General features: G+C 63.6%; 11 protein-coding genes. 6 read left to right on the forward strand and 5 right to left on the reverse strand.

Annotation, left to right across the window (positions count from 1 at the left end; all coding sequences use genetic code 11):
• Positions 1-142: 142 nt before the first annotated feature.
• Together KI612_RS18410 and KI612_RS18415 are read left to right on the forward strand one after the other, a co-directional pair.
• Complete coding sequence (locus tag KI612_RS18410) at positions 143-2230, forward strand: esterase-like activity of phytase family protein (protein ID WP_226441507.1); 2088 nt, start codon at positions 143-145, stop codon at positions 2228-2230.
• 95 nt (positions 2231-2325) lie between these two features.
• Entirely contained in the window at positions 2326-3738 is a 1413-nt protein-coding gene (locus KI612_RS18415; RefSeq protein WP_226441508.1) for a cryptochrome/photolyase family protein, read from the forward strand.
• Here the strand turns inward: KI612_RS18415 and KI612_RS18420 are convergent.
• Genes KI612_RS18420 through KI612_RS18440 form a run of 5 tightly spaced genes read right to left on the reverse strand, consistent with a single transcriptional unit; the run spans position 3735 to position 12805 of the window.
• Positions 3735-9317 carry a hybrid sensor histidine kinase/response regulator gene (locus KI612_RS18420; protein ID WP_226441509.1) on the reverse strand — a complete coding sequence of 1861 codons (5583 nt, stop codon included), beginning with the start codon at positions 9315-9317 and terminating at the stop codon, positions 3735-3737. The two genes, KI612_RS18415 and KI612_RS18420, sit on opposite strands and share 4 nt — an antisense overlap.
• A 22-nt stretch (positions 9318-9339) precedes the next feature.
• Positions 9340-11496: a methyl-accepting chemotaxis protein gene (locus KI612_RS18425; protein ID WP_226441510.1), complete on the reverse strand. Its 2157-nt coding sequence runs from the start codon at positions 11494-11496 to the stop codon at positions 9340-9342.
• Positions 11497-11532: 36 nt separating this feature from the next.
• Complete coding sequence (locus KI612_RS18430) at positions 11533-12045, reverse strand: chemotaxis protein CheW (protein WP_226441511.1); 513 nt, start codon at positions 12043-12045, stop codon at positions 11533-11535.
• Between the two features lie 5 nt (positions 12046-12050).
• Positions 12051-12416 (reverse strand): response regulator transcription factor, encoded by a 366-nt coding sequence (locus KI612_RS18435; RefSeq protein ID WP_226441512.1) that lies wholly within the window; start codon positions 12414-12416, stop codon positions 12051-12053.
• A gap of 14 nt (positions 12417-12430) precedes the next feature.
• Positions 12431-12805, reverse strand: a complete 375-nt coding sequence (locus KI612_RS18440) for a response regulator (protein WP_226444310.1) — start codon at positions 12803-12805, stop codon at positions 12431-12433.
• A gap of 226 nt (positions 12806-13031) precedes the next feature.
• On the opposite strand from KI612_RS18440, the gene thiD reads away from it, so the two are divergent.
• The 4 genes from thiD to KI612_RS18460 all read left to right on the forward strand — a co-directional run bounded on the left by thiD (position 13032) and on the right by KI612_RS18460 (position 18124).
• Positions 13032-13904 carry a bifunctional hydroxymethylpyrimidine kinase/phosphomethylpyrimidine kinase gene (gene thiD / locus KI612_RS18445; RefSeq protein WP_226441513.1) on the forward strand — a complete coding sequence of 291 codons (873 nt, stop codon included), beginning with the start codon at positions 13032-13034 and terminating at the stop codon, positions 13902-13904.
• Positions 13897-14526, forward strand: a complete 630-nt coding sequence (gene thiE / locus KI612_RS18450; protein ID WP_226441514.1) for a thiamine phosphate synthase — start codon at positions 13897-13899, stop codon at positions 14524-14526. The genes thiD and thiE overlap by 8 nt, the downstream gene beginning before the upstream one ends.
• Positions 14523-15806 carry a glutamate-1-semialdehyde 2,1-aminomutase gene (gene hemL, locus KI612_RS18455; RefSeq protein WP_226441515.1) on the forward strand — a complete coding sequence of 428 codons (1284 nt, stop codon included), beginning with the start codon at positions 14523-14525 and terminating at the stop codon, positions 15804-15806. Before thiE ends, hemL begins: the two co-directional genes overlap by 4 nt.
• Before the next feature lie 110 nt (positions 15807-15916).
• Complete coding sequence (locus KI612_RS18460) at positions 15917-18124, forward strand: SulP family inorganic anion transporter (protein WP_226441516.1); 2208 nt, start codon at positions 15917-15919, stop codon at positions 18122-18124.
• Positions 18125-18141: the final 17 nt, after the last annotated feature.

An 18141-nucleotide genomic window follows, 5' to 3' on the forward strand; every position in this document is an offset into this window, starting at 1 on the left:
GCCCCCTGTCACAAGCCTGTCATCGGCCGCATCGGATAATCCCGATATGGCAGCGTAATGACGCAGCCCACCCCCGGCATCCTCCTCCAACCTGCGAACGCCTGCGCTGCGCGCCGTTCGCCTTTTCGATATTTCAGGGCAAATGATGAACAAGAAAATCAGCGTGCTGGCCGTTGCGGCAGCCTGCAGCCTGGCCGGCTGCTTCGACGGCGGCGGCAGTTCCGGCTCGTCGGGCCGGCTGGTCGATTCGGCCGTCGAAGGTGTGGCGTACTCGGCGACGCCTTCCGGCAAATCCGGCACCACCGACAGCGCCGGTGTTTTTGCCTGCTCGCCGGGCGACCAGGTCAGTTTCCGGATCGGCGGCATCCTGCTCGGCAGCAGCGCTTGCAGCGCCACGGTAACGCCACTCGAATTGGCCAATATTGCGACGTGGACCGGTAGCGATGACAAGGTCAACAACCGCCTGCTCTTCCTGCAATCGCTCGACGATGACGACAATCCGGCCAATGGCATCCGCATCACCGCCGCCGTCGCCAGCGCCCTGGCCGGTGCCACCCTCGATTTCGCGCAAAGCGCCGCCAGCTTCGACACCGCCCTGGGCGCAGCACTGCCCGCACTCAGCGACGCCTTTGGCAATCCGTATAGCGCGCGCACGCCAAGCGATGCCCGCCGCACGCTGGCCAAGGATCATTTCGAAGGTAGCCTGGCCAGCGTTCTCGGCGAGACTGAAACCACCAAGCTGAACCAGGCCTCGGCCGGCGGCGAGGTGGCGATCACCAAGTACACGCTTGATGCCGACAGCTCGCTATTCATCCCTTACGAAGGCGTCAATGTCGCCGCCGGCAAGGATTTCGCCAAGGGCTTCTTTCCCGCTGTCGGCTCCGGACTCACTTTCAAAGGTACGGCCGCCAACGGCGACCTTGAGTTCTATGCGATTACCGACCGCGGCCCGAACGGCGACAGCCCGCTCGCCCCGGTACCCGGCAACACCTCGGTCAGCAGCATCAGCAAGATGTTCCCGGCCCCTTCCTTCACGCCGTCGATCGGCCTGATCTCGATCGGCAAGAAAGGCGCCGTGCTCAAGTCGCTGCTCCCCATCAAGTCCGATGCAACAAACAGGATCAGCGGCCGCCCGCTGCCCGCCGGCACCACCGGCAGCAGCGGCGAAATCCCGCTCACCGACGAACTGAAATTCGATGCCGCCAAGGCCAACTTCGACAGCCATGGCCTGGACCCGGAAAGCCTGGTCTATGACGCGGCCAACAAGGTCTTCTGGACCTCCGACGAATACGGTCCCTTCATCGTCAAGATCGATGCCAAGACCGGCGTCATCCTCGCCAGATTCCAGCCAGGCAGCGCTGCCGGCGACTTGCCGGAAGTTCTCAAGTACCGCCGCGCCAACCGTGGCATGGAAGGCCTGGCGATGAGCAGCAGCGGCGTCCTGCATGGCTTCCTGCAAAGCCCGATCGAGCCTTTCGACGGCAGCGGCAAGTCGGTCGAGACGACCGATGTCTCCGACCTCGACCAGGACAGCAAAACCACCGACAAGGTCAAGCTCAAGGACTTCGCCCAGTTTGCCCGCTGGCTGGAGTTCAACCCGACGACCGGCACATCGAAGCTCTACGCCTATCCGCTCAACTATCCACTGAGCGCCAACGGCGAAAAATGGGACCGCAACCGCACCGGCAGCGCCAAGCTCGGCGATCTGCTTGCCCTGCCCAACGGCAAGTTCCTGGTCATCGAGCAGGGCGCCGACAGCGCCGGCAAGGTGCGCAACTTTGTCATGCTGGTCGAAATCCCGAGCAACGTCACCGACATCGCCAGTGACGGCATCGAACTGGAAAAGAACAGCATCGACGGCAGCACGGTGACGCCGCATCCGTGGTCCACCGTGGTCAAGCTGAAGAAGACCGTGCTGCTCGATCTCAATGCGCTGGGCTGGAGCGCCGAAAAGGCGGAAGGCCTCGCCCTGGTCAATGGCAACACCATCGCCCTGATCAACGACAACGATTTCGGCCTGCGCACCATCCTGATTGACAGCACTGGCCAGACCGTTGCCGGCGACATCACGTCCTGCACGGTCGACATCAATGGCGGCATCGTAAACGACGGTAATTGCGCGACCGGCGCGGTGAGCGGACGGGTGACGCGCGGCAGCGACAGCGAGCGCCCGACCCGCCTCTGGCTGTTCCGCCTGCCGCAGGCGCTGAGCAGCTACACGCTGCCCTGAGCGAAACAGCAGCCAAGCGGGGCCGGAGCGATCCGGCCCTTTTTTGTTAACCGGGACGACTGGAATTTCCGGCACGAAACAGGTACAAGCAAGGCATGAACGCATCCAAAGCCCTTGTCTGGTTCCGCCGCGACCTGCGCGACCATGACCACGCCGCCCTTGCCGCGGCAATTGCCGCAGCGCCGCAGGTTTATTGCGCCTTTGTTTTCGACACCGACATTCTCGACGCCCTGCCGACGCGCCAGGACAGACGCGTCGATTTCATCCATGCCTCGTTGCAGGAGCTCGATGCCGCCCTGCGCGCCCGTGGCGGTGGCCTGATCGTCCGGCACGGCAAGGCGAGCGAGGAAATCCCGCGGCTCGCCGGTCAACTCGGCGTCACGGCCGTTTTTGCCAACCGCGATTACGAACCGGCCGCGAAAGAGCGCGATGCCGCGGTCGCCGCCCGCCTGCAGACGCAAGGCATTGCCTTCCATGCCTGCAAGGACCAGGCGATCTTCGATGGCGACGAAGTGCTGACCCAGGCCGGCAAGCCGTTTTCAGTCTTCACCCCCTACAAGAATGCTTGGCTGAAACGCCTGACTGCGGCCGACCACGGCATTTTTGCCTGTGCCGGCGCGTTGACCGATAGCGGCCTGAGCGGCGTGCCGCCCCTGGCGGAAATCGGTTTCAGCGCGACCGACCTGGCCGCCGTCGGCATCCGCCCCGGCATGTCCGGCGCACGGGCGCTGTGGGATGATTTCCGCGCCGGCCGCATCACTCGCTACGGCGCGCTGCGCGACTTCCCTGCCGTGAAAGGCGTGTCCTACCTGTCGGTCCACCTGCGTTTCGGCACCATTTCCATCCGCGAACTGGTCCGTACCGCGCTCGCGCAACAAGCCGATGTCTGGCTCAGCGAGCTGATCTGGCGCGATTTCTATTTCATGATCCTCGACCGCTTTCCGCACGTCGTCGGCCACGCCTTCAAGCCAGCCTACGATGCCATCACCTGGGCCGACTGGCCGGCCGGCTTCGCCGCCTGGTGCGAAGGCCGGACCGGTTATCCGCTGGTCGATGCGGCGATGCGTCAGCTCAATTACAGCGGCTGGATGCATAACCGGCTGCGCATGGTCGTCGCCTCGTTTCTGAGCAAGGATCTCGGCCTCGACTGGCGGCTCGGCGAGCGCTACTTTGCCGAAAAGCTCAACGACTTCGATCTCTCGGCCAACAACGGCGGCTGGCAGTGGGCGGCGTCGAGCGGTTGCGACGCGCAGCCTTACTTCCGCATTTTCAATCCGGTCACCCAGTCGGAGAAATTCGACCCGGACGGCAAGTTCATCCGCCGCTATGTGCCGGAACTCGCCGCCGTCAGCAACAAGTACATCCACGCGCCGTGGCTGATGGGGCGGCTCGAGCAGGAAAGCCTGGGCGTGGTGATCGGGCGCGACTACCCGGCGCCTGTCGTCGATCACGCCCGGGCCAGGGAACAAACCCTGGCCCGTTACGCGATCGTCAAAACGTCGGTTTAAGCCTTGCCGGCGCCGACGTAGCCGGCGATCAGGCCGAGCAGTTCGTCTTCGTCGTAGGGCTTGCCAAGATAGTTGTTGGCGCCGATCGACTCGGCGTAATTGCGGTGCTTGTCGGCAGTCCGCGAGGTGATCATGATCACCGGCAGCTGCTTCAGGCGGTCGTCGGCGCGGATGTTGCGCAGCAGGTCGAAACCGTCCATGCGCGGCATCTCGATGTCGGACAGGATGACGTCCGGCAGCACGTCGATCAGTTGCTCAAGCGCATCGACGCCGTCCTTGGCGAGGACCACCTGGTAGCCTTCGCGATTGAGCAGGCGGCTGGTGATCTTGCGCACGGTCAGCGAATCGTCGACCACCATGATGGTCGGCACGCGCTTGGCACCGGCTTCCGGCTCGGCCGCGACCGGCACGGTCGAAGGAGCGCTGCTGGCAGTGACCAGACGGCTGGCCAGCGCCACCGGATTGAGGATCAGCACGACCTGGCCATCGGCCAGCACCGTCGCACCGGCAATACCGACAACCCGAGCAAGCTGGCTGCCGATGTTCTTGACGACGACTTCCTGGTTGCCCTTCATTTCGTCAATCAGCACGGCCACGCGCTGCGTACCGGAACGCAGCAACAGCACCCAGTAGCGGCGATGCGCTTCCGGCACCGCATCGGCATTGCCGAGCAGGTGCGACAGGTAATGCAGCGGATAACGGTTGCCCTGCCATTCGGCAGCGCCCTTGTCGCGCAGGATGGCGAGCGCCTTGTCCTTGAGTTCCAGCACCTGTTCGATCATCGTCGACGGCACCGCATATTGCTGGGCGCCGGCGCGAACCAGCAGGGTTTGCGTCACGGCCAGCGTCAGCGGCAGGTAAAGGCGGAAAGTCGTCCCGACGCCCGGCTGCGAGGAAATTTCAATCCGCCCGCCGAGTTCGCCGACTTCTGTCTTGACCACGTCCATGCCAACGCCGCGCCCGGAAACCTGGGTCAGTTCTTCGGCGGTCGAGAAACCGGGCTGGAAGATGAAATCGTACAAAGTTGCGTCGTCGACCGTCTGGCCGGGCTGGAGCAGGCCGAGCGCCTCGGCGCGGGCACGGATGCGTGCGGCATCCAGACCCTTGCCGTCATCGGCCATGGTCAGGATGATTTCATTGCCTTCCTGGGCCAGCGCAACGGTGATTTCACCGACGTCGGACTTGCCGGCGGCCTGGCGTGCTTCGAGCGACTCGACGCCGTGCGTCACGGCGTTGCGCAGCATGTGTTCGAGCGGCGCCAGCATCTTGTCGAGCACCGAGCGGTCCATTTCAACCTGACCGCCGACGATGTCGAGATTGGCGCGCTTGCCGACGTCCTTCGCGGTCTGCCGCACGATGCGGTAGAGACGCTCGGTCTGGCTGGCGAACGGAATCATGCGCACGCCCATCAGTTCCTGTTGCAGGCTGCGGTTCAGACGTGACTGGGCAAGGATCGCGGCGTTGGCGTCATCGAGGTTCTTGAGCAGATTCTGCTGCACGGTCGCGACGTCGTTGACCGACTCGGCCATGAAGCGGGTCAGTTCCTGGAAGCGCGTGAAGCGGTCGAGTTCGAGCGGGTCGAACTGGGCCTCGCCTTCCGGCGTGCTGGCAACGCGCGCCTGGATCTGGCCTTCGGCCTGGATTTCGATCTCGCGCAACTGGCGACGCAGGCGAATGACGTTTTCGGTCAGTTCGAGCAGCGAGCCCTTCAGGCTGCGCATTTCGCCTTCGATCCGGGCGCGGGCGATCGACAATTCGCCGGCTTCGTTGACCAGGCGGTCAATCAGGTCGGCGCGCACGCGCAACGTGGCACGCTGGCCATGCTCATGCTCGGCGTCGGTCTCGGCGGCCGGCGCATGCACGGCGGCCGGGTGCTGAACGATATCCGCCGTCGCGGTCGACGTCTCGGCAGCGGCAATTTCTTCCGGCGGACCGGAACGCAGCAACTCGACGGCCTGTTCCAGCGTGTCGCAGCCGTTCTCGATTTCATCGATGAAAGCCGATGACGGCTGGCCGGAACGCAGCAGATCCTGGAAGCGCGTTTCCAGCAGGTGGGTCAATTCGCCAAGATTCATCGCGCCGGCCATCCGCGCGTTGCCCTTGAAGGTGTGGAGCAGGCGGGCAATCGCATGCGGCGGTGCTTCGGCGGCCGGTTCGGCACGCCAGGCACGCAGCTGGCTGGTCAGGTCGCGCAGTTGGTCGGCCGCCTCTTCGAGGAAGATGGGGAGCAATTGCTCGTCCAGCTCGTCGGTGAGTTGCGGCAGTTCGCGTACCGGCGCTTCCGGCAAGGCTTCGACCGGCTCGGCCACAGCATGCAGCGGAATGATTTCGGCGCTGATCGGCGCCACCGGCTCGGGGGCTTCTTCAACGACCGGGGCCGGCTGGTAGATTTCATCCAGCGCCGCAATCAGTTGCGGCTGCTCGGCCGGCGGCAACTGATCAGCCAGCGCAACAAACATTTCTTCGAGCGTGATGATGCTCTGGCGTACGGTTTCCAGACCTTCGATGCTGGCCGGGTGGGCCGAGCCATCGCGCCGCAGCAGGGCATGTTCGAGTGCAATCGACAGGTGATGCAAGGGCATCAGGCCGACCGTGGCGGCAATGCCGCCGAGCGTATGCGCCGCCCGTGTCATCTCGAAGGTGGTCGGTCCGGCGGGAGCAGCCTCCAGTTGTGCGTAGCTGTCGAGCAGGGTCTGCAGATGACCGCGCGCTTCTTCACGGAAGATGTCGTAGAGGGTTGGCGAAGCCGGGGGGGCAGACGGAATTGCCTCATTTTCCGGCGTTGACCGTGGCGCTTCGTCGAGCAGCATTTCTTCGGCGTCGGAGAAGATGATCTCTTCTTCCGGCGCGACGATTTCTTCGGCTTCCTCAATGTCTTCAGGTTCGGCCGGCACCTCTTCCTGAGCAGGGATATCCGACAGCGCGGGCATATCCGAGAGTTCGGGAATTTCCGGCAATTCGAGGACGTCCTCTGCGGCATCAACATCCAGCAGCGGCAGGTCGAGCACGATGGACGTTACGTCTTCCTCGGCTTCCGGCAAGGGCATCGCGATCAGCGTGCTGACGAATTGCTCATCCGGATCGGGCTCGGGCGGTGCAACGACCTCAGGTTCCGGCACAGGCGCTGCCAGCGGCGCGACTTCCGGCAGGGTCTCGACGCCACGCAAGCGAATCGCCTGCGCGACCAGCTCGCTCGGGTCAGGCGCCAGGCCATCACCGCTTTCCAGGTGCTTGACCCACTCGGCAAACAGCGCATGGCCACTGGCGATCATCGCCAGCAGTTCCGGATTGGCCGCCAGATCCTGGCGCAACCACAGATTGAGCGTCTGTTCGAGTTCCCAGGCCGTCTCGCCCAGATCGCGCAAGCCGACCATGCGGCCACTACCCTTCAGGGTGTGCACCGAACGGCGGATGGTGGTCAGGGCCTCGACGTTATGCGGCTCGGCAGCAAGCAGGGCCGACTGCTCGCTGATCGTTGCCAGCACTTCGCCGGCTTCTTCAAGGAAGATCGCCAGCAGTTCGGCATCAATCTCTTCGTGGCTCGACTGGGCGAGCAGCAAGGTCGCAGCCGACGGCTGCGGCGCCTCGGTCAACTGCGGTTTGAGGCCGGAAAGCGCGGCATCGACATCGACACTGGCGACATCGCCGCTCTGCAGTGCTTCCAGCGCCGCCTTGGCGGTTTCGCCGAGAGCATGATCGGCCACCAGATCGGCATCCTTCTGGATGGACTGTAGGTTCTGCTTGAGTTCGGCCTGCAGCCGGCTGTCTTCCGGCGCATCCTTGAGGGCTTCGACCAGGGCGTGTGTTTCGCGGGCCTGCTGGGCGAGCTGGGTTTCGACGCTGGGCGCCGAAACGGCTTCCGCAACAAGATCGCTGTCCTCGTCGCGTACCGGCTCTTCGCCGTGCAGACGCCGGATGAAGGATTCGAAATCCTTTTCACCGCTGGGCAAGGCATCGACAAAGAAACCAAGCTGCGACAACTGTTGGGCAACCGCCTCGAAATCATCCGCCTGCGGCGTGTAGTCGGGATCGGCAAAACGCTGGATACGTTCGCCACAATCCTTCAGGCTGGCGGCGGCGCCCATGTGACCAAGCATCGCCAGTGCGCCACCGATCTGCTTGATCTGGCCATTCAGGCCGGAGAGGTCGTGGGCCTTGGCCGGGTCACGGAAGAAGGCATCGAGTGCCTGTTCGACCTGCGCCAGATTGTTCTGGATCTCGCGCGCGACCTGACTGATCAGGAGCTTTTCCTGGGCGCGCCGGGTCATCTCGTCGAGCAGCGGAATTTCCTCGTCGGCCGCCGCCGGACGGCCGGCGATGCAGGCATAGAGGCGGGCGACCATGAGGTCGACCTGCTGCGCGAAATCGGTACCCAGACGCTTGAAATTTTCCTGCGCGTTCTGCAGCAGCAGGATGGAGGTTGCAACCTCCATCGCAACAGTGTCGCTATAGCGAGTGGAGTCTTCCTGCAACCAGTTGGCAATTGCCGCCAGGCCCTGGCCGAGCCGCTTGAGATCGGTCAAGCCAATCTCCTCGGTCAGCCCGCCAATGGCTCGGGCGTGCTCGGCAAAGCCGGCCAGGCTGGCTGTTCCCCCGGAACATACCTTGTTCCAGAGCTCTTCCGTGCTTGCCAGGGCTTCGCGCAGACGACGCAGGACGGCATCGCGCGGTTGCTGGCTGGCATCGGCGACAACCGGCGGCACCAGGGCCGGCAGTTCAAAGGTGCTTTGTACCTGGGCAATCAGCGGCTTGAGTTCGGCCGGCGCCTGGGCGACGTGATAGAGCGCCTCGCGCATCAGACGCTCGGCAACGTTGCTGGAACCTTCCAGCAGGCGACGGATCTGCAGGTCGATTCGCGAACTGACCTGATTGATGCCGGCGGAGGTGCTGATACCGGGATCAGCCAGCGCCTCGACAAAGGCCTGCGCCGCCCACCAGAAGGAACGGGCGGCTGGCGTATCCTGGGTTGCCTCGATACGGGCCAGGGCATCGAGCATCAACTGGCGACCGGCTTCGGCCTCGGCCGGCTTGGTCAGCCAGCTGAGCAAACCCTTTTCGTAACGCATGCGCTCAGCCTTGAGCACGCGCTGCAGCACTTCCGGGCTGAGCGGCGCTACGGCTTCCGCACGTTTGGGCGGACGCAACGACAGATCGGGGAAAAACAGGTCACTCGGCTGCGCGCGTCCCGTACCGCGCAGACCGGCCAGCGCCAGGTGGGCCGGCAACAGGCGCAGCGGCTGGTTCGGTTCGCCAGCCATCAATTCGTCGAGATATTGGCGAATCGCCTGCATCGCCTGGCGCAGGACGGGAACGGTCTCGCCGTCGGCGGCCAGGTTGCCCTCTTCAAGGGCAAGCAGAGCCGCCTCAAGCGACTCGGTAATCTGCGTCACCCCATCCAGACCGACGATAGACAGGGCACCATGCACCTGGTGCACGTGCGTGCGGCAAAACTTGAACTGGGTGTTATCCGCAACCGATTCGTACTGGGTCAGCGCCTCTTCGGCACGCTCCAGCGCCAGATCGATCTCGCTCTTGACCCATGTCAGTGGGGCCAAATCAAATTCAGTTGCGGCGCTCATAGTCTCTCGTGATCGATTTCGGTCAGTCCACCTTGAAGCCGGCAACCGAACCCTTCAGTTCGGAAGCCAGGGCGGTCAGCTCATCCACCGCCTCCGCGGTACGCTGCGTACCGGCCGTCGTCTGCTCGGTAACGCGCAGAATGTCCTGCATCAGCGTCGCCACCTGGGTAGCGGAGTCGGCCTGGGCTTGCGTCGAGGTCGAAATGTTCTGAATCAGGTCGGCCAGATCGCGCGACACCTGCGAAATCTCGGTCAGTGCCTGACCGGCCGCGTCGGACAGCTTGGCCCCCTCGACCACACCCTGCGTCGATTGTTCCATGGCGGACACGGCATCCTGCGTATCGGTCTGAATGGTCTTCACGATCGCGCCGATCTGTTTGGTTGCTTCGGCCGAGCGTTCGGCCAGTCGCTGCACTTCTTCCGCAACCACGGTAAAGCCGCGCCCGGCATCACCGGCCGAAGCGGCCTGGATGGCGGCGTTCAGCGCCAGCACGTTGGTCTGTTCGGTAATGTCGGAAATCAGTTCCACGATTTCGCCAATTTCCTGCGAGCTTTCGCCGAGGCGCTTGATGCGCTTCGAGGTTTCCTGAATCTGGTTGCGAATTTCGTTCATGCCCTTGATCGAGTCATGTACGGCCTGCGTACCCTTTTCAGCAGCCATCAGCGACTGGCGCGCCACCTGGGCCGACTGCGTTGCATCGCCGGACACCTGGTTCATCGAACGCGCCATGGCCAGCGCGGACTGGCCGACTTCCTGAATTTCGCTCGATTGACGTTCGGCAGCGGTGAGCAGCTCGGCGGAGGTCAGACGGGCGATTTCGGTTGCTGCCGTCACCCGGTTGGCCGCGTCATTGATCCGGCCGACCAGCACGCGCAGTTCTTCAATCGTGTAGTTGATCGAGTCGGCAATGGCGCCGGTAATGTTTTCGCTCACCGTCGCGGTCACGGTCAGGTCGCCGTCGGCGAGGTCGCCCAGTTCGTTCATCAGACGCAGAATGGCGTCCTGGTTCTCGCGATTGGTCATTTCCGAAGCCTGACGCTGATGTTCGGCTTCGAGCGCGCGGCGGCCGGTATCTTCGAGATAGATCTTGGCAAGCAGGGCCAGCGCACCCAGCGCCAGCAGAGTCATGACGATCACCAGGAAGATGTACAGGCCACGTTCCGACAGCGTCGCCTGATAGCCGAGCGCCAGATCGTCGGTTGCCTTCAGCAGGTCCTCACTCTCGCGGAAAATGCGTGCGCCAGCCTGCTTGGAAAGCACCAGCGGCTGCATGTTGCCGAGAATGTTGCCAATCGCCGACTGGTATTCCTTGAAGGCGGCATCCAGATCGGCCAGCTTTTCCTTGCTCGCGGCATCGTTGCTGGCGGTCAGGCGCAGCATTTCATTGCCCTTGCTCAAGCCGACCAGCAAGTCGCGGAAGCCGTTGGTGTCCTTGCCGAGCAGGAAGGCCACTTCCGGGTTGATTTCGTCACCGACCAGCAGCGCCGAAGCGTTCTTGGCGATCCGCTGCGTCAACATCACCAGCTGGTTGGCGGCAGCAATTTCCCGCGCCGAGCCGCCCGACTGCAGCTTCAGGGCGGCCAGCTGCTCGGTCAACTCAAGCATCACGGCATTTTTGTTGTCGATGGTGGCAACGTTCTTGCCGAGCTCGACCAGGGTCTTCTCCTGGGCAACCACGGTCATCGCATCCTTGTCGGTCATCGCCCAGCGCTCGGTCAGCGCGGCCAACTGGGTGGAAACCTCACCCGGCGAGGCCGGCACGTCGACACCGCCCACTTCACCACCGTTGCTCAGGCGATCAAGCAGCAGGGCGAAGGTATCGCGCGACTCCTTGAGCTGCTTGAAAGCTACCTGGTTACCCTGCAGGGCCAGCGACGATGCTTTCGCGAGACGTTGCGACAGCATGCGCATTTCGCCGGATGCCGCGATGTACGCGGTACCGTTGGTCGATTCGCGATTGTCGTGGAAGACCAGGGCAGCAATCAGCACGAAGAGGGTGACGAAGACGCCGCCCAGGATCTTCATTTGCTGGATTACCGGCTGTTGCGCGAGAAACTCCGGCAACAGCGACTTCCCGGCAGATGCGGCTGCACCTTCTGTCATGCCGGTCAAGACCGTCATTGGTGATGACGACTTGGCACCAGCGCCGAATTTAGGAAGTTTGAAGCTGAAAGCCATGGAATTCCTCCGCTAGGGGTTCGGGGCACTCCCCGATCAAGCCCCGATATTCATGAAATCTTGGTCGACCAGCAGATCACGCACGGACAGCTTGTGCCAGACCTTGCCCTGACGATCGGTGTAAGACGCTGCAGCCCAGCCCGGCAGCTTGCTGTCGGCTGGCGCCGGGGTGAAATCTTCCGGATTCTTCAGGCCGAGCATGCGCGAAACGAGCAGCGCCGCATTCGAGCCATGCTTGACACCGACCAGCAGCAAACGCGTGCTGGCGTTTTGCGGCGTCGGTTGACCACCACAAAACAACGAAAAATCGGTCACGGCATGCAGGTTGCCGCGAATATTCGCGATGCCGGCGAACCATGGCCGGGCCAGCGGCACGCTGGTCAACTGTGGTGCCTGAACGATTTCGCCGCTATCGGAGAGGTCGACCAGCCAAGAGTCTTCACCGGCCTGGATACCCAGCCACGAAGCGCCCCCCTTGCCCAGCGCCGCTGTTTTCAGACGCCCGGCAAGGTAGGTCTGAAAATCGCGAAGACTTGTTTTTTTGGCCATACGGATCAGGGAATGGCGGCGACGCGCTGCAACAGTTCTTCCGGATTGAGCGGCTTGACGAGATAGTCGACGGCGCCTTGACGCAAACCCCAGATCTTGTCGGTTTCCTGCCCCTTCGAGGTACAGACGATGACCGGAATGCCCTTGGTTTCTTCGTCGCGCGTCAGGGTACGGGTTGCCTGATAGCCGTTCAGCCCGGGCATCACGACATCCATCAGGATCAGGTCGGGCTTGCCGGCCTTGGCCTTGGCAATGCCTTCTTCACCATTCTCGGCGGTGCTCACCTGGTAACCGGCCTTGGTCAACAGATCGACAACAAAAAAGCGTTCGGTTGGGGAATCGTCGACAACGAGGATGTTCTTGACGGGCATCTTTGCTCCCTGGACTACAAGTTGGTTTCTGATTCGGCCGGCAAGGCAAAGGTCGCGACCGTTTGCAGCAGGCTGTCTTTGGTAAAAGGCTTGGTCAGGTACTGGTCGGAACCGACCATGCGCCCGCGCGCCCGGTCAAACAGGCCATCCTTGGAGGACAGCATGATCACCGGTGTCGCTTTGAAGCGGGCATTTTTCTTGATCAGCGAACAGGTTTGATAACCATCGAGGCGCGGCATCATGATGTCGCAGAAGATCACGTTGGGCTGATGATCGGCAATCTTGGCCAGGGCATCAAAGCCATCTTCGGCCAGGACGACCTGACAGCCGGCCTGGACGAGAAAAATCTCGGCACTGCGCCGTATCGTGTTGCTGTCGTCAATGACCATAACCCTGACGCCACGCAGTCTGGACAAATCAGCCAATTCCCGCTCCCCCGGCCCCTTGTTGGGTACTTTCGCTATCGCTGCATCATACTACGGAAGTCGTAATTCGCCATCATCCTGAAAACACTGTTACGGCTTGCCACGGGCAAGGGCGATCGACCCAAGATTCGGATAAAATCGCGGCCATCTTACCCAATCCCCTTCGCGCCCGCCAAGGGCGCGAGATTTCATGACTTCCACCCCGGTTTCACCCAGCCTGCCCCAGGTTCTTGTCTTTGCCGCCAGCGACCCTTCATCCGGCGCCGGCATCCAGGCCGACCTGCTCACCCTGGCCAGCCTCGGCTGCCATCCGCTGACCGCGATCACCGCCCTCACCGTGCAGGACACAACCGGCGTGCAGAGCGTGCATCCGGTCGCCGCCGAACTGCTCGAACAGCAGGCGCGTACCGTACTCGAAGACATGCCGGTGCATGCCTTCAAGATCGGCGTGCTGGGCAGCGTCGAGAATGTCGTGGCCGTTGCCGAAATCCTTTCCGACTATCCGGAAATCCCGCTCATCTTCGACCCGGTGCTTGCGTCGGGGCGCGGCGATGAATTGTCCGGCGAGGAAATCATCGCTGCGATGCGCGAACTGCTGCTGCCGCAGACCACGCTGCTCACCCCCAACGCGCCCGAAGCGCGCCGCCTGGCGGAAAGCGACGAGGACGAAGAGGAACCCTCGATCGAAGTCTGCGCCAAGCGCCTGATCGAGATGGGCGCGCAATATGTATTGATCACCGGCACGCACGAAAACACGGCACAGGTCATCAACACCCTGTACGGCCCGGACGGCGTCATCCGTCGCGACGAGTGGGAACGCCTGCCCGGCAGTTACCACGGTTCGGGCTGCACCCTGGCCTCGGCAATTGCCGGCTGCCTGGCCGGCGGCGCCAGCATCGAGGATGCCGTGCGCGACGCCCAGGACTACACCTGGCAGACGCTGAAAAACGGTTTCCGCGGCGGCATGGGGCAGTTCATTCCCGACCGTTTCTTCTGGGCACGCGGCGGCGACGAGACTGCCGAACAAGCCGGTGCAAACGACGAGCCCAAAGCCGATGCATAAGCTGCGCGGCCTCTACGCGATCACGCCCGAACAACCCGACGGTGCGCGTCTGTTGCGCGACGTCGAGGCGGCGCTGGCCGGCGGCTGCCGCATCGTGCAATACCGCGACAAGATTTCGGCGATGCCCGAGCAGGTCGCCCGCGCCCACGCGCTGCGCGCCCTGACCCGCCGGTTCGATGCCTGCCTGCTGATCAACGACGACCTGGCACTGACCCGCCTGGTCGATGCCGACGGCACTCACCTCGGCGGCGAGGATGGCAACCTGGCGGCGGCGCGCGCCATCCTCGGCCCCGGAAAAACCCTCGGCGCCTCCTGCTATGCCGACTTCAGCGCCGCGCAATCTGCCGCTGCGGCCGGCGCCGACTATGTCGCCTTCGGTGCCGTCTATCCGTCACCGACCAAACCGCTCGCCGCGCGCGCTACGGTCGACCTGTTTTTGCAGGCAAAAACGACGTTGACCGTCCCGACTTGCGCCATCGGCGGCATCACGCTGGCCAATGCCGCGCCGCTCATCGCGGCCGGCGCCTCCCTGCTTGCCGTCATCACCGACCTGTTCAACGCGCCGGACATCGCTGCCCGTGCCGCCGCCTATCAACGCCTATTCGAGGAAGCCCAGTCATGACCTCACGCAACCAGCAACTGTTCGAACGTGCCCAGAAACACATTCCCGGCGGCGTCAATTCGCCGGTACGCGCCTTCCGCTCGGTCGGCGGCACGCCGCTGTTCTTCCAGAAAGGCGTCGGCCCGCGCGTCCAGGATGCCGACGGCAAGTGGTACACCGACTACGTCGGCTCGTGGGGCCCGATGATCCTCGGCCACGCCCATCCCGATGTGATCGCCGCCGTCCAGGCCGCAGTCGTCGACGGCCTGTCCTTCGGCGCGCCGACCGAACGCGAAGTCGACATCGCCGACCTGCTCTGCGAACTCGTCCCGTCGATGGAAATGGTCCGCCTGGTTTCCTCCGGCACCGAGGCGACGATGAGCGCCATCCGCCTGGCGCGCGGCTATACCGGGCGCGACCTGCTGGTCAAATTCGAAGGCTGCTACCACGGTCACTCTGACTCGCTGCTGGTCAAGGCCGGCTCGGGCGCGCTGACCTTCGGCAATCCGTCCTCGGGCGGCGTGCCGGCCGGCACCGTCGCCACCACCCTGGTCCTGCCCTACAACGATCCGCAGGCGCTGGCCGAGGCCTTCAAGACCTACGGCGACCAGATCGCCACAGTCATCGTCGAGCCGGTGGTCGGCAACATGAACCTGATCGCACCGACCGCAGAATTCCTCAAGGCGATGCGCGAACTGACGACGCAGTACGGCGCCGTGCTGATTTTCGACGAAGTGATGACCGGCTTCCGCGTCGGCCTGAAGAGCGCCCAGGGCCTGTTCGGCATCACGCCCGACCTGTCCACCTTCGGCAAGGTGGTCGGCGGCGGCATGCCACTCGGCGCCTTCGGCGGCAAGCGCGAAATCATGGAAAAGATTGCCCCGCTCGGTCCGGTCTATCAGGCCGGCACGCTGTCCGGCAACCCGATCGCCACCGCGGCCGGCCTCGCCACGCTCAAGCTGGTGCAGGAAAAGGGCTTTTACGAAGCGTTGACCGTAAAGACCAAGGCGCTATGCGACGGACTGGTTGCTGCCGCGAAAAAGCACGGCATCGCTTTCAGCGCCCAGAACGTCGGCGGCATGTTCGGCCTCTATTTCGCCGAAAAATGTCCCGGCACCTACGACGAGGTACTGGCCTGCGACAAGGAAGCCTTCAACCGCTTCTTCCACGCCATGCTCGAGGCCGGGCATTACTTCGCGCCGTCCGCCTTCGAAGCCGGCTTCGTCTCGGCCGCGCACAGCGATGCCGACATCGCCGCGACGATCGCCGCCGCCGACGCCTGGTTCGCGACGCAAGCCTGAGACCTGCCACGACATGAGCGGCCAGCCGCCGCTCATGCCAAAGAGCTGCAGCAGCAAGCGCCCGGGCACGTAAAAGCGCTGTAAGATTCCCGAAAAAGGGGAGACGCAGCATGCGCGAAATATTCAGAAAGCTTTACCAGAGCGGCGATTTCTGGGGCGGCCTGGCCGCCATGCTGGTCGCCCTGCCGGCTGCCATCGCCTTCGGCGTCACCATCTACTCGGCGATCGCGCCGATGCACGCCGCCCTCGGCGCCATGGCCGGCATCATCGGCGCCGCCGTGATCGGCCTGCTCGCCTCGATGCTGGGCGGTACCGACCGCCTGATCAGCGCGCCCTGTGCGCCTGCTGCCGCACTGCTCTCGGCCTTTGCCATCGAACTGGTGCGCGATGGCGTGCCGGGCGGCAACATCATCCTGATGCTGCTTCTGCTCGGCATCTTGGCCGGACTCTTCCAGATCCTCTTCGGCTTTGTCGGCATCGGCCGCCTGATCAAATACATTCCCTACCCGGTGGTCAGCGGCTACCTGACCGGGGTCGGCCTGATCATCATCGGCAGCCAGCTCGGCAAACTGCTCAGCACACCGGGCGAACTGCACTGGTACGAGGCGGCCAGTTCTCCCGAACTCTGGGACTGGCGCGCCCTCGCCGTCGGTGCGGCAACCATCGTCGTCATGCTGCTTGCACCACTGCTGACCCGCCGCCTGCCCGGCACCATTCTCGGCATCGCCGCCGGCATCGCCTGCTATTTCCTGCTCGCCAGCCAGGATGACAGCCTGTTCAAACTGACCGGCAACGATCTCGTCATCGGCCCGCTCGGCGCCAGCAGCGCCGGCTATCTCAAGGAAATCACCGGGCGCTGGCACGAGATCGGCGACCTGCGCCTGTCCCAGGTTGCCGCCCTGCTCGGCAACGCGCTGACGCTGGCCGTGCTGCTCTCGATCGACACGCTGAAGACCTGCGTCGTGCTCGACCAGCTGACCCGTTCACAACATGAGCCGAATCGCGAACTGGTCGCTCAGGGCATTGCCAATGTCGCTTCCAGCGCCGTCGGCGGCATTCCCGGCGCCGGCACCATGGGCGCGACGCTGGTCAATCTGTCGAGCGGCGCCACGACGCGCGCTTCCGGGCTGATCGAAGGCATTTCGGCACTCATCTTCGCGCTGGTCCTGAGCAGTTTCATTGCCTGGATTCCGGTCGCTTCCCTGGCCGGCATCCTGATCGTCGTCGGCATCCGCATGATCGACCGCGGGCCGCTGCGCTTCGTGCAATCGTCGGCCACCGTCTTCGATTTCGGCGTCGTCGTCACCGTCGTCATCGTCGCGCTCAGCATCGGCCTGATCGCCGCTTCCGGCGTCGGCGTCGCGCTCTCCATCCTGCTCTTCCTGCGCGAGCAGATCGGCGGCTCGGTGATTCGTCACAAGTTCTACGTCAATCAGATGTCGTCGAACTGGCACCGCCCCGAGGCCGAAACCCGCATCCTCGAGCAGAAGGGCGACCAGGCGGTGATTTTCGAGCTGCAGGGCAGCCTTTTCTTCGGTACGACACAACAGCTCTATGCCCAAATCGACCCCGAGCTGAAAGACCGGCGCTTTGTCATCCTCGACCTGAAACGCGTCCAATCGGTCGATGTCACGGCGGCCCACATGCTTTGCCAGGTGCGCGATGCGCTGGCCGAACGTGGCGCCCAGTTGCTGCTCTCCAGCGTCCGCGAAAACCTGCCGAACAAACGCAACCTGCGTGAATTCCTCGAACAGACAGGCGTCACCGAAAACCCGGAAAGCGTCCGCCTGTTCGCCGAACTGGACAACGCCATCGAATGGGTCGAGGACCGCCTGCTCGGCGAAAGCGAGCTCGCAGGACCGGAAGAGGAAACGCCGCTCGAATTGCACGAAATGGAGCTGTTCAAGGAGCGCAAAGACGAAACCCTGGCCGATCTTGAAGCCTGCCTGGTCAAGCGCTCCTTCAAGCCCGGCGAAGTCGTTTATTCCTGCGGCGAACCGGGCGATGCGATCTACCTGATCCGCCAGGGTACGGTGAAGATTTTCGCCCCGCTCGGCGGCGGACGAAACCGCCACATCGCCACCTTTGGCCGTGGCGATTTCTTCGGCGGACTCGCCTTCCTTGACGGCCTGCCGCACGACAACGAGGCCATTGCCGCCACACCGACCGAATTCTTCATCCTGTCGCAGGAGCAATTCACCCGCCTCACCGACGAGCACAAGAGGCTGGCGCTGACGCTGCTCCAGTCCCTCGCCCGCTCGCTGGCATTGCGCCTGCGCCACGCCGACAGCGAAATCGCGATCCTGCAGGAATACTGAACGCCGCCCTGCGGTGG

Origin of the sequence: Quatrionicoccus australiensis (assembly GCF_020510525.1) — a bacterium.
In the GTDB taxonomy this organism is placed as follows: Bacteria; Pseudomonadota; Gammaproteobacteria; order Burkholderiales; family Rhodocyclaceae; genus Azonexus; species Azonexus australiensis_B.